The 13,702-nt window shown below is 57.8% G+C and carries 8 protein-coding genes; 5 read left to right on the top strand and 3 right to left on the bottom strand.

What is annotated here, in order from left to right; genetic code table 11:
- The first annotated feature begins 74 nt into the window (after positions 1 to 74).
- Positions 75 to 440 (top strand): DUF6634 family protein, encoded by a 366-nt coding sequence (locus LAC81_RS08125; protein ID WP_223727411.1) that lies wholly within the window; start codon positions 75 to 77, stop codon positions 438 to 440.
- 499 nt (positions 441 to 939) lie between these two features.
- Positions 940 to 1,197 (top strand): hypothetical protein, encoded by a 258-nt coding sequence (locus tag LAC81_RS08120; RefSeq protein ID WP_223727410.1) that lies wholly within the window; start codon positions 940 to 942, stop codon positions 1,195 to 1,197.
- Positions 1,198 to 1,536: 339 nt separating this feature from the next.
- Here the strand turns inward: LAC81_RS08120 and LAC81_RS08115 are convergent, their stop codons facing one another.
- Both LAC81_RS08115 and LAC81_RS08110 read right to left on the bottom strand, forming a co-directional pair.
- Positions 1,537 to 4,335: a BPTD_3080 family restriction endonuclease gene (locus LAC81_RS08115; protein WP_223727409.1), complete on the bottom strand. Its 2,799-nt coding sequence runs from the start codon at positions 4,333 to 4,335 to the stop codon at positions 1,537 to 1,539.
- Positions 4,336 to 4,340: 5 nt separating this feature from the next.
- Positions 4,341 to 7,529 carry a site-specific DNA-methyltransferase gene (locus LAC81_RS08110; RefSeq protein ID WP_223727408.1) on the bottom strand — a complete coding sequence of 1,063 codons (3,189 nt, stop codon included), beginning with the start codon at positions 7,527 to 7,529 and terminating at the stop codon, positions 4,341 to 4,343.
- Between the two features lie 292 nt (positions 7,530 to 7,821).
- Here LAC81_RS08110 and LAC81_RS08105 point away from each other — a divergent pair, with 292 nt between their 5' ends.
- From LAC81_RS08105 to LAC81_RS08095, 3 genes are all read left to right on the top strand, one after another.
- On the top strand, positions 7,822 to 9,126 hold the full coding sequence (locus tag LAC81_RS08105; protein ID WP_223727407.1) for an SIR2 family protein: 1,305 nt from the start codon (positions 7,822 to 7,824) through the stop codon (positions 9,124 to 9,126).
- Between the two features lie 479 nt (positions 9,127 to 9,605).
- Positions 9,606 to 11,198, top strand: a complete 1,593-nt coding sequence (locus LAC81_RS08100; protein ID WP_235693174.1) for an ATP-binding protein — start codon at positions 9,606 to 9,608, stop codon at positions 11,196 to 11,198.
- A 17-nt stretch (positions 11,199 to 11,215) separates the two neighbouring features.
- A complete protein-coding gene (locus LAC81_RS08095; protein ID WP_223727406.1) occupies positions 11,216 to 12,526 on the top strand; it encodes a hypothetical protein in 1,311 nt (436 codons plus the stop codon).
- A gap of 449 nt (positions 12,527 to 12,975) precedes the next feature.
- On the opposite strand, the gene LAC81_RS08090 is transcribed toward LAC81_RS08095, so the two are convergent.
- Positions 12,976 to 13,605, bottom strand: a complete 630-nt coding sequence (locus tag LAC81_RS08090) for a MarC family protein (RefSeq protein WP_223727405.1) — start codon at positions 13,603 to 13,605, stop codon at positions 12,976 to 12,978.
- Positions 13,606 to 13,702: the final 97 nt, after the last annotated feature.

Below are 13,702 nucleotides of genomic sequence, written 5' to 3'. Positions count from 1 at the left end.
CTTGTTGTCAAGGTAGTCAGTGACGTCATATATGACTTCAGTGACTACCCATTGAGTCCTTGCGACATACTCAGTTGGGAACGGAAACAGCACTTTCTAGCCGTAAAATCGCCTACATACCGAATGTCGAAGGACAGATTATGAGAATAAAATTCGCACCTGCGGAAGCGCTCGCGCTCCTGGTTGATGACCTGCGATTGGTGGAAGCAGGACGCGTCAATGCTATCGATCTTCGTGATGCACCGATATTGTACAACCATCGTATCCTTCCACTTTCGGTAGGGATGCTTTCCGGAGTCGTTGAAGGACATCCAAGGCTGGGTTCCGGTCGAAAGATCACGACAAGCCAAGTATTCTACATCGATACTGAGGTCGGAGTAGCTCGGACGATGAGCCGCTGGTATCGCCTGGATATTGGCGATGGTAAGGAGCGTCACTGATGCGCTTTAAAGGGGGGCGATGCCCTGGCCACATCTGCAGATGTTGGAATATGAAGAAGCTATATCAAAGAACTCGCCACCCAATACAGGGTCAGCGTTCAAGCGATGACCATACGCCTGGCAAACCTGGTGAACCTTCATCGGCTTTGACTGCTCTCAGCCCGCAGGGGTAGAACAACGCCGATCTTCATAAAGAGGATCGCCGCGCGCCAAGCGAGGATTCGGCGCTGGCGCTGCCGAAACCTAGGTGTGGCCTGATGGACGAAGAACCCGCGAAGAGCCTCCTCGATGAGCTCAGGGAATTCGGTTTTCGCGCATTCCGTAGAGCGCGTTTGATAGTGGGGCACGGTCGCCCCAGGGGGAAGCTCAGGCGGTATCTGGCTGACCGAGACAGTTCGCGCAAAGAGCTTCGGGATGGCGAGAAACAAGAAAAATAAGTAGTTTTTCGACGAAGCTTACACGTCTGGCCCAAGAAATCTAAAAGCGAACGGATCGAGAAATGAACGACGTACTCTCCAGAGAAGAACGGAGGAAACTGATTCGTAATTTGACGCTATCAATCAGCACGATCGTCTCGTGTGGGCACGCCATGCGTGTTGCGGTTGCCGACATGCTGCAAGATTTCGAGAACTTGCGAGATGTGACAGAAGGCGATGTGGAGGCGTCGCTTCTATGCGAACAACTGCAGCGCGCTGTAGAGGACGATATTGTACAGAACCGCCACGTTTTCAGGATACTGGGACTAGAAATTCACTAGCGGCGACGAGCGTCCAGATGATTTGCGCTCTAATTTACATGATGCCCTCGCACCACCCGGCCGTGATGATGCATTTCTCGTTGCACGGAGTACAGGGCTACGGCGAGCGCTGAGAGTCCAGTGGTTCACTCACTGGTTCCGAAGGATAGTACGCGGTTCTCAGGTACCCGATGGTTAACTCTCACCTAGCCGTAGGACTGGACACGATGATTGACTGACAACCCGATCCCTGGCCACGGCAATCTTGCCTTCTGGCTCGGCGACGGTGTTGCCTTTCCTGGACGGACCCCATCGCGAAGCCTGCGCCAGCATAAGTCCTCGTGATTAGCCGAGGCGCTGCTAGCCGGACTTTACGCCGATCGACTCCGAGTGCTTGCTGACTATGTCCTGCACATCGCTCGGTCGGAATGCAACATCCCAAGCCCACAATCCAAATCCACCTGTCCCGTTGATCGCCTTGACCCATTCGTTCAATGCGTCGCGCTTCGCCTTGTTCTGCGGGCCGTCCGTTCCCTTGATTTCGAGTGCAAGTGTCTTGCCATTGGATAGTCGTACAAGGAAGTCGGGGACATATCTGCGCCGAGAGCCAGCCCACATGTACTGGATCTGAAAGCCCAGATGATCGTTCTTTGCATAGGCGACGATATCGTTTCGGCTCTCGAAAATGTTCGCTGCGTGCCCCTCCCATGAGGAGTCGCCGACAAGGTGGCTGATGTGCGACCTCGTCGCCGGAACGCACGGCTTGGTCGTGTACCAAGTCTGCATTTGTCCCGTGGTTCCGATGGGGTTTTCCTCATCGAAGACCGGAACAAGGCGCTCTGTGTTCTGTTCGCGAACATGTCGCATGAGATGCTGGACGACCAAGTCGATATTCAACGCAATCAGGATGCGTCGGCGCAGAGGATCGGAGTGGAAAAGTGACGGAATATCAAGGAGTCTGGAATTCAGGAAGCTCTCCACGATGCGAACTAACTGCGCAGCAAGATACTCCTCGGTCCCAGAGAAGTTGTGCCTCAGCTCGGCAAAACCTTTGCGCGAAGCCTGAAAAACAAGCCTTTGCAGACGAAATCCGTCCGGAAGGCGTTCAAGATCGATCTCTCTGACCTTGCCCATATCCGCCGCTCCGCCCAATGCGGGTGCCAGTTCGGCACTGATCGGGGTTGATGCCGGGTCGAGCACAAGGGCCGGCACTATGTCCCAGGCGATGGTCAACTGTGGCTTAACCACCGTTTCCACCCGCAGCACGTTGGGCCACTTGATTTCGAGGTGCGCCTTATCTGAGACGACCTCGATCTGGGTTGTCGGCTTGGGCGGCGGAGGCGCTTCGCCGCCTTCGCCGGTTTCAGAAATAGAAAGTGGAACGCCAAAGACATTCACATATTCCGGCAGGAATAGCCCGTTTTCATCCGTGTCGTAGGAAACCCGACGCAGACCACGGCCCACTACCTGCTCACATAACAACTGCGAGGTGAACGCGCGCAAGCCCATGATGTGCGTCACATTCTTGGCGTCCCATCCCTCAGACAACATCGCGACCGAGATGACATTCTGCAGGTCCTGGCCTGCGGCGCCTCGCTTGCCAACATTGTCCACGATTTCTCGCAGCAGCTCTTCTTTCTTTAGGGCGAGAAGTTGCTGCTTTCGGTTGTCCTGCAGATCCGCCGCCTCGATGATGGTCTTCAGTCTGTTTTCGTAGTCTCTGTCGGACGTGGCGGTTTCGCCGATCTCCGCCTTATCGAGCACCCTTGAATCGACGCGCAGCGTTCTGGTCGGGGCATGCAATTCCGGCCAGTGCGAGTCGCCCTTATTGAAATAGTGCTCTACACGGGCGGCGGTCTCGGTGCGGTTGCAGACCGTCAGCATGACCGGAGGCGAATGATGCCCGGCCGCTGCCCATTGGCGCTGAGTTTCACGCCAATCTGCACCGAGAAGGGTGTAGGCGTCCTGTACCAGCTTGGGCAGCGCCTCGTGCGGCTCCGCCTTCGATCTGTTCAGATCCTCAGAGACCGATGGGTCGCGGTAGATGTGATAGAGCTTTGATCGCAGCGTTCTAGCATCCGGGAGCGCGTCGTCCCGCACCACGACGCGCGGCGTCTTGACCAGCCCAGCTTCGATCGCGTCGTTGAGACCGAAGTCGGAGATGATCCAGTCGAACAGCGCGGTATCCGTGCTCTTCTTGCCGGTAGGGGCAAAGGGCGTGGCCGAGAGGTCGAAGCAGCGTTGGATGCGGCGGGTCTTATGGATGCGATCCAGGCCCTCGATCCAGCGTGTCGCCTCGTCGAGATCGATCCCCTGTTCGGCCGCCTGCTTCTTGCTGATCTTCACCTCAGGTGGCTTGCGATAGGCATGATGAGCCTCGTCGTTGATGACGATAATGTCCTTGTGAGCGGCCAGCTTTCCAAGAACACGGCGCGTGAATGCTTCGTCGGATTCCTGCCCTTTCTTCACAACCGAGCGTTCCACCTCTTTCAGGGGCATCAGCGTATGCCAGTTTTCAATCAGGACCTCGGCCTGGTTGAGTTTCTGACGCAGCGCTTCCGAGGGGCAGAGATTGAACTCGTCGTAATAGCTGCCCTCGCGAGGCAGCAACACCTGTAGGCGTTCTTTCACCGTAAGGCCCGGCGCTACGATGAAGACCGCGCGGCTGAAATTCTTGTTCCGCTTGGGGTAGGTCAGAGCGTTGAGCACCTGCCAGGTGATAATCATCGCCATCACCGTCGTCTTGCCGGCGCCGGTGGCCATTTTGTTACAGAGTCGCTCCCAGCCGCCACCGTCGCCTGGAATCGCGATACCCTGCTTAAATGCTTCGGTTCCCTCGACCCACCAAATCAGGGTTTCGATCGCCTCGAGCTGGCAGAAATAGAACGGATGCTGCCGCGCCTCCCGGTCGTACCAGTGCTCCAGTAGCTTGCGGGTAACGATAGTTACGCCGGGCCAGCCCGCCTCGCGCCACGCGTCAACGCGGGTGCGGATCGTGTTCACCAAATCCAGAACTTCGGTCCGCTTGGTGTTGTTGCGAGCGTCGAAGACTTCGTAGCTCGCGGGACGACGCTCGGCCTTGATTTCGAGCTTGCCGCCGTTGACTTCGACCCAATGCTGCGCCGGGCAGACAAATGGGGTATTTATAATGAGGGACATGACGCTCAACCCTCTAGCGGCATGATCTTGAGGGACTCGATGCCGCGGTCATCGACGATCTTCACCGCGATACGTTTATTGTCGCCCGCGGAGAACGGCAGCGACACCGTGCCGTGGAACTGCTCCAGCAGGTCCTCGTCCAGTTCCGCGCGAACCGTCGTCTTCAGCCGATTCCACCCACCTTTGTCATCTGCCATCGGAAAGAACACTTGATGCGGCATAAGGGATCGCTGGTCATAATCAATGTCCAGGGACCACATGGCGATCTGCCTCTTTCCGCCTGACACCAAATCGCCAGCTTTTGGGTCGAAATAATCGAAGCCGTTGACCTCGACCTCCCACATTCCGTCCTTGCGTGTCCGCAGTTCAACATCGGGCTGGCCCATCAGCCAGAAGGACTGATTCGAGGACCGTGCCTTCTTAAGATCTTCGGTCAGAAGATCGGTGTTCATCTGCGCCTTAAGCAGGGTTACGCCGGGCCAATTTACCTCGTCGATGTCCTTCGCGGCTTCAGGATCAAAGGTGAAGGCGCAGAAGAGGATGAACTTCGGTGCAGGCCTCAGGTTTTCTGCCTCTGTCAGCGCGAGTTCCACCTGCCGTTGCTCTAGGGCCGCATGCTCAGGGCCAAAGCTAACGACGACGCGCTCTCCTGTCTCGGCAAGGAATCCGCTGGCATGGAGATGCCGCAGCCCCGGCAGTGTCTCGAACTCGGCGAAGGTCAACATCGCGCCACCTTTTCCGCGGACGCCCGTTTTCAAGAGCTCGTCGCGCCAAACCGATTGGCGCGACGTTTCGCCTGTTCGGGCGATACTGTCGTTGGCCTCGGTGGGCGGCAGACTATCGTCAAGCGACAGGACGGTCGGCGCTGGTACGGCTTCAACCGAAAAGGGGCCGGTGATGCGCACGCGGTTCCGGTCTACGCGCGGCTGATCGTAGAGCGTTTCCTGTTCGGCATGGTCAGCGATGCTCTGATCAATGCGCCGCTGCATCGCCTGACGGTTGGAGTGAAAGGCGTCGAAGGGTGCGCGTGCTGCCTCGGGCCAATAGTCCGGCCAATCGAAGGGCACCTCCCATTCATACAGCGTCTCACCGTCACGGAACCTCACCTGCTGCCCCTTGCGCACGCCCTGCTCCGGGCGAAGGGGACTCGGCGGAGTGGCGGTCAGCGCGGCGTTTAGGGATGCCAGCGCCGCTTCGATCCTGGAGTGATCCTCGGCGTATATCGTATCGATGTCGGGATTGTTGGCGATGCTCTTTAGGGTGATGTGCGGCACGGTTTCATAGTCGAAGCCCCCCTTCAGCCCCTCGTGCGGGTAGCGGAGTGAATAGTAGTCGAAACTGGCGGTCATCAGCCGCTGCTTGGCGAGCGTGATCGCCACGCGGGAGGTGTCACATGTGATCCAGCGTCGCCCCCACTTTTCCGCAACAAAAGCGGTGGTGCCCGAGCCACAAGTGGGATCAAGAACAAGATCGCCTGGATCGGTAGTCATGAGGAGGCATCGTTCGATGACCCTTGGGGTCGTTTGAACCGCGTAGACCTTCGGATCAGATGCGCTTGCTCCGCTACTCACATCGCCCCAAAGGTTATTACGGGGCATCACAGGGAAGTCCTCGAACAGACGCCGATACTTCAATATTGATCCTGCTGGCAGAATCCGATTTGCCTTTATGAGGCGCGGGAAGCCTACTTCACCGGTTTTCCAATAGCCCGAACGCGGCCGGATTGTCTGCCCCATGAAATCGACAGGGAAATCGCCCGGCGGTCTCTGAGAGGTCATCGGATGCGACGCATAGACCGAGCCCTTTTCACGGAGAGATTGATACTTTGACCTTTCCTCTACCGCTATGCGCCGCGAATCTCCGTTTGGAAACTGGAGGTATTGGTATTCACCTCCGCCCGCACCATCCAGCGCCTTAAACTCATAGAGCTGGCGGTACTTTACCGACTCTTTGTTCTTGGCGAACCAAACTAAATAATCTGCTGTGTTGGATATCAATTCTGAGGTAGCGCCGCTTGTCTTTTGAACCGTCACAACGCTGATAAGGTTGTCCCCGCCGAATATTTCTTCAAGGATTTCCGTTACGTGGTGCAAATTCTCGTCCGAGATCTGTACGAATACGGAGCCGGTTTCGCTCAGCAGCTCCCTCGCCAGCACCAGCCGGTCCCGGAGATAAGTAAGATATGAATGGATGCCTAGTTCCCAGGTGTCACGGAACGCCTTGATCATCTCGGGTTCCTGCGTCAGGTCCTCGTCCGATCGGTCCTTTACATCGCGCTTGCTGACGAAGGGCTGAAAGTTCGACCCGTATTTGATGCCATAGGGTGGGTCGATGTAGATCATCTGCACCTTGCCACCCATACTCTCCTTCGTCAGCAGCGAATTCATCACCAGCAGGCTGTCACCCGCCACCAGCCGGTTCGACCAGCCCTTTTCATGCGCGTAGAAATCCAATGCTTGGCGCAGCGGCAGGTTTTCGAACGGCGCCGCGAAGAGGTCCGGCTGACGCCACTGCGCGCTCGCGTCTTTACCCTTCAGCCGCTTTGTCGCATTGGCGAGGATCGTCGCCGGGTCCACGCGTTCATGCACGTGAAGCGATACGGTATCGACCTCGAACGACGTCCGCTCGGCCTTTCCCGTCCAATTTAGATACGGAGCCTGCAACCGCCTGAGCTCGATCAGTGCATCCCTCATCCTTTCGGGATCTCCGTTGGAGAGCGCTGAGTCGATAAGCCTTTCGATCCCGGCACGGGCGCTGTCGAAGTTTAGCACCGGGTCCAGATGCGGGTCATAACTCCAGGTGGTCCTGGCCCCGTCCGGATCAGTCCCGGCATGGACCATTCCTACCTCGGGATTGTTCACCCGCGTCTCGCCGTGGCGATAACTGAGCACTTGCACCGCTTCTCCTGATCGTCGCGCCCTGGCACGTGCTTTGCCTCGGGGCTGTACCGGTTCTGCCTCATCCTGTATCTCTAGCGTTAGGTCCATCACATCTGCACGATAGATCGACCCGCCGCGTCCACGCCCTTGTCCAAGGATTCCATCATCGATTAATGCGTCACGGGCGGCGACATATTCTTCGTCCGACAGGTCCGGCAGACGCTCGCGTAACAGGGCCAGGATGGCTCCGTTGCCAATGGAGGTACCATCCTCGGGCGTCGAGTTGAGGATCAGGTCGGTCAGGCTGTCGGACATGCGCGGCTCACCTTGCGTGAAATGCTTTGTTTTTCACAACCCTATCGCGCGAGGCTTGAGTCTGCACTCCCGATTCTGCGAAGTACTACAGCTTATTTTGTGAACCTGGCGTGGTAGCCAGAGTTTCATCGTCTATCGCATCACATGATTCGATGTCCGTTGCGGCAAAATTGAGCTTTTCAGAATGCCACGCCAGATCCCACCGAACTGCCTTCCTAAACGAAATGAATCAACTTATGGTCAGCCACGTTATCAAGGGCTCGCTGGAGGGTAGCCTCTGTTGGGAGGGAGGATGGCCAACCTGGCACAACACTACTACCGGGTAGGAACGTCGACGTTTTCGACTGACGTTATCCCCACGAACGCTCCTGAACTCGACGAGTTCATCGCCAAACATCGAAAAAAGATAGAACCGTGGCTCACCGCCACCTGCCAGGCGGAACATCTGAACCTTCTGCTCGGGAGTGGTTTCACGGCTGCCATCGGGCACATAGCCGGTTCCCCTGCAGCGGGGATGGACAAGATCACGCTAGACACCAAATTCGATGCCGAGATCGACGCCCATGCGACGGAAACCGCAAAACGAATGGGACGAGGTGCGCCGAACATCGAAGATCAGTTCCGAAGCGCGCTGGCTGTGCTTGCAGGCTCCGAAATTCTGAACTTGAGCGATGGCGAGGATCTGCGGGACAAGCTGAACAAGCAGTTGAAGCTTTTCCTCGAATCTTTGCTGGAAACCGAACGTGGCATCGAGAGTGCGAAGGGCGAAAAGGCTGATCGCGCTGATTCTGTACTTCAGTCCTTCCTCCTGAGCTTTGCAAGCAGGACCGCGTCGAGGGAGCGGCTCCACGTCTTCACGACCAATTACGACCGGCTTTTGGAGTACGGCTGCGACCTTGCAGGAATCCGGACCATCGATCGGTTCGTCGGCGCATTGAATCCAGTGTTCAGAGCGTCAAGAGTGGATGCGGACTATCATTACAATCCGCCGGGCATCCGAGGCGAACCGAGGTTCATGGAGGGCGTATTGAGGCTAACGAAGCTTCATGGCTCGCTCGATTGGAACTACGACGCCCGGCGCAGATCCATCAAGCGCATCGGGTTACCTTTTGGCGCTCCGAAGACTCACACGGATATCCCAAGTGAACCAGTAGACACGGTGATGATATATCCGAATCCTGCCAAGGACTTCGAGACAACTTACTATCCTTACGCTGAACTGTTCCGGGACTTTGCAGCATCGGTGTGCAGACCGAACGCCGTCCTCTTCGTATATGGCTATGGCTTCGGCGACGACCATATCAACCGGATCATCCTAGACATGTTGGCCATCCCGTCGACGCATATCGTGGTCGCCGCGCGTTCGATGAGCGACCGCCTCGAGTCCTTCCTACAGAAAACGCGCGACGCCCAGACCACCCTGATCGTCGGCAAGCATTTCACGGACCTTGAGACGCTAACGAGGCACTACTTGCCGAAGCCGGCCTTGGATTTCATCAGCACACGTCTGGCAGAACTTCTCAAGCGGCGTCCGAGCCTGGTCGATGATGGCAAGGGGAACGAGGCCGGCCAGAAAGATACAGCGAGTTCTGCATGACGTTTCCGGTCCAAGCGCTTGCCGATCTCGTCGTCGGTACGGTGGAGGCGGTGTCGCCAAGCGAGATCGTGGTTTCTCTCGGCGGGGAAACACCTCAGGCAATCGCGTTGAACACTGGAATGCCGACGCCGTTCCCACGGATCAACGGCTATGTTCTGTTACCAAACGAAGCGGGCGCCACCGTCGCCTACGTGACTTGGATCGGCATAACGCGGTCGCCGCTTCCAAGAGGTGAGGGTAGACAGCTCGACGTAATCGACCTTCCATTTCCAACTCGGCGAATGACTGTGTCGCCTATCGGCACTTTGATGGTGAGATCGACGTCGCCATCCGGCGATGAGCTCGAACTTTCGCGTGGGGTCCGCGCATTTCCATCCGTCGGCGACCAAGTGCTGGTACCCACCGCGGCTCAGATCTCCGCGATCGTCGGTGCGCGTGACGAAGACAGGCGCGTCCAGATCGGAACCTCTCCGTTGGCGATGGACGCCGACATCATGGTCGACCCGGACAAGATCTTCGGACGACATCTTGCGGTACTCGGTAATACGGGGAGCGGTAAATCCTGTTCGGTCGCGGGCCTCATCAGATGGTCTCTCGATGCGGCAACCTCAGAGCGCGAGAAACGTGGAAGACAAGGTCGACCGAACGGGCGTTTCATAATTCTCGATCCGAACGGCGAATATCGCCAGGCGTTCGCCGACGATCCCGGCAACGCTCGCATCTTCCGCGTGCCACCGCTCGACAGGGATGAGACCGCTCTTAAGGTTCCCGCGTGGCTGTGGAATGGGCTGGAGTGGAGCACTCTTTCGCACGCGCAGCCAGGCGTTCAAAGACCTCTGCTGCGCCAGGGACTTCGAGAGCTCAAGAGCGGCTATCAGGCTCAGCTCTCTGAGGATGAGCGGATAGGGGTTGTGGCTCATTCATACAAGACAAGCATCGATGCCGCCCTTGCTGCTGGACGGCAGGAATACACCGGCTTTCAACCAACGTTGAACATAGGAGGCATCCTGAGAGCTTTGGGTGAAGACAGTTCGGCATGGAGCCAGGTCGCGTCGGCCGCGATCAAAGATGACGTCGATGCTCTCGAGGACGCTGTGCTGTCGCTGATCGGCGAAAGGCGCAACGCCCGAGGCTTCTGGTCAGATTTCGCTACGGCTGAGTTGCAGGCGATCTCAGACGCTCTGGCTCCCGTCGCCGGCGCCAAGCCTGAGAATGAAGGACAGGGCGCGTTCATGCACGAGGATGCTCCGATCCCATTCGACCTTCCACTGCTCTCGTCGCACCTCGAGGGCCTTGCCCAGCGGCAGGGCTCCAACATGGCCGGCTTCATCGCCACCTTGGGGCTGCGCATCAAGAGCATGCTGGCCGATCGTCGGCTCGGTAGTGTGATCGATGACCCCGAGCGCCTCAATTTCGAGGACTGGCTGGAAACATATGTAGGTGCAGACGGAGCCTCCAATGGCAACGTCGCCGTGATCGATCTATCTCTGATCCCCTCTGAGATCGTGCACATCGTGGTGTCCGTCCTTGCACGCCTAGTCTTCGAGGCGCTTCAGCGGTACAGGCGGGAGAACGACGGCGAGACCTTGCCGACCGTTCTTGTGCTCGAGGAAGCCCACAATTTCGTCAAGGGCATCGGATCATCCGACACGGAAACGTGGTCGGCTGCAGATCTCTGCCGCGACGTGTTCGAACGGATTGCGCGGGAGGGACGAAAGTTCGGTCTTGGCCTACTAGTGTCGTCGCAACGCCCTTCCGAGCTATCTCCGACGCTTCTGGCGCAATGCAATACGTTCCTTCTTCACCGCATCGTCAACGACGCAGACCAGCGGCTCGTCAGCAAGTTGGTGCCCGACTCCGTCGGCGGGCTGCTGCGGGAACTGCCAAGCCTCCCAGCAAGGCACGCGGTGCTTCTGGGATGGGCGGCACCAATCCCGATCCTGGTCGAGATGCGCGACCTTCCGGAGGCCCACCAGCCGCGATCGGCAGACCCGGCGTATTGGGACGTGTGGACAGGCGAGCAAGCGCGGCCGGTTGATTGGCGTGCTGTGGTCGACGCGTGGACAGAATAGGAGCCATCAGCAAGACAATGCCGGACTTCAAGACGCAATTCGCCGAACTTCGTGGCAAATCGATCTTTCCCGCCAGGAGTTCAATCGCGGAGTTCCATTTTCGATCTCAAGTTATCGGCCTCAACGAGATCCACCGTGATCAGTTCGAAGGGCGTTCTGAACCGGCCGACTATGCCAACTCACGGTTTGAAATATCGACGATATTCCATGAACTCACCCATTGGTCGGACATGACTGGTACCCTTTGGGGGCGCCGTCATATGGACGACATCCATTCCGTGCTCGGCATCCTAGACAAGCTGCGAGCCCGAGGCTCGGAAGGCGAATTCTGGAAGATGGTTTATCTCCACGACGAGACGCGTCGTCTTATGTATCCGGACTACTACCGAGTGCAGGAAGGTGAGGGCAAGCTTGGTGCGCCACGAGAGAGCACGGTCGACTTCAGTGCCGGGATCGAGTTCGATTCGCTGGGGCACCAAGACCACCAGCGTCCGATCCTCTTCGTGCGCTTCTATGGATCCGGCACGCTTTTCATCAGGCAACCGATGACTGTCGGCGCGCTCCTCGAAACCACGGCGACGTGGTCGGAGATCGCGACTGGTTTCGAGGTAGCCGCCACGTTGAAGCCCGGCGCTGATGTCGTTGAGAAACGCCTGATCGAGAAAGATCTTGAGGTTCTTCTCTCCGATCCAGATCTTACAATTTACACTGCGCCGGTGCGAATGGTCGCCTCGTTCGCCAAGCTGGACGACTTCACACAAGCGTATCGCGTAGCGGCGAGCTTAGCGTTTGTTTGTCTCAACCTGGACAAGGCCGATTTCGAGCAATTGAAACCGCCCGAGGTGATGAACGCATGGGGCAAGTGGACCGACGCCGCCAAGCAAAACATGGACCCGGCATTCGCATTCGCCTGCATCTGCATCAGCGCCGGCACTTGGTCGGCCGACAGTACTGTGGAGAGCTGGCTAAGGGTCGGCCTGCAGGCTTCCAACCTCCCGGCAGACGCGGAGATCAGAGACAAGGCTATTGCTATTCTGGAAGGGAAGTCGAAGCTTCCCGACACGGCTTGGACGCTTCCCACCCATTATCTTCTGTCGGCCGGTCTCGAGTCGGCGAGGGCTCGTTCTGCGACGTTCGATCCCGCGTTAACGATCTCGCTGTCGATTGCCACGAAACTTGCGTTACCTCCTCTTGTTGACAGCGAACTCGAGGTAGGGCGGTTGGCCTTCAGTACCTTCGACTATGACAAATGGAGTCTCGAGCAGATGTTCGACGGCGAATGGCAGGTCGACAAGGCGGTCAGGAACATGTTGTCCGCGTGCAGGTGAACCAGTCCGGTCATTGAGGCTCGCTCAGCTTCCTGGTCGTACACGAGCAAGACTGGACGATGCGCTCTCGCGAAAAAGCCCTTTCTGGGGCACCAAAAATGTAAACTTACGAAGAGAAAATCCGGCATTTGGTCTTGTAAGTTGACGAAATCGCGGTGACGCTAGTTATACGAAGCCAACAACAGATTGAATCTTCTATGTTCTCTCTCTCAGTTTGCATTCCTCACTCCCTATTACCGTTTTGATCGTCGTATCAGGCTCGGACTGTTTCAAACGCCGTGTCCCTTGGGGGCGCGGCGTTTTTTGTTCGAGCGGAGGTGCCATCTCGCGATGTCAGCGGCTGATTGCTCAAATGGCAGCGCGTTCAGACGAACGCACAAGGCTCGCTCGAGCCGCCTGCTTCCAGTCCATCTTTCGGCTTCGAGCGCCTCCACTTCAAAGCGGATGCTTTAGAGGGCCATCGCGGATTTGACCCCGTCGACAACGAACTGGACGGCAAGGGCCGCCAGGATGACACCGAGCAAGCGGGTGAGGATGGCGCGGCCGGTGACGCCGAGGAACCGGTCGATACGTTCGGCTATGACCAGCGCGAGAAACAGGCTGAGCATCGACAGCGCGATGACGATCAGGAGCTGGGTGCGCTCTATGGCCGTCGGGAAGGAGCCGGCAAGCAGGATCGTCGCCGAAATCGCGCCCGGACCGGCAATCAGCGGCAAGGCGAGGGGGAAGACCGCGATGTTATGGATGTGATCCTTCGTGGTCGCGTTCTCGCCGGTCTTTTCCTTGCGCTCCTGACGCTTCTCGAAAATCATCTCGAAGGAGATCCAGAAGAGCAGCAGGCCGCCGGCGATGCGGAAGGCACCAATCGAAATGCCGAGCAGCCCCAGGATGCCGTTGCCGAAAAGCGCGAAGGCGGCGAGAATGAAGAAGGCGATGAGCGAGCCGCGGGTGGCCACCTGAAAGCGCTCCTGCCGGCTGAGGCCGACGGTCAGGCTCAGGAAGATCGGCGCAAGGCCGGGCGGATCGAGCGTGACGAGAAGCGTGGTGAGCGCATTGACCAGGAGGTCGACATTGAACATCCGTTTCCCCTTCCGGATTTCGCCCCGGGTTTTCCCGGTGGCAGGAGGGTATTGTTAGGCAAGCGGCAGAGGCTTGGGAAGAGGGCCGCAAACAAAG

The sequence above is a fragment of the Ensifer adhaerens genome, assembly GCF_020035535.1.
Classification (GTDB): domain Bacteria; phylum Pseudomonadota; class Alphaproteobacteria; order Rhizobiales; family Rhizobiaceae; genus Ensifer.
This window is presented reverse-complemented; position numbering and strand designations above follow the sequence as displayed.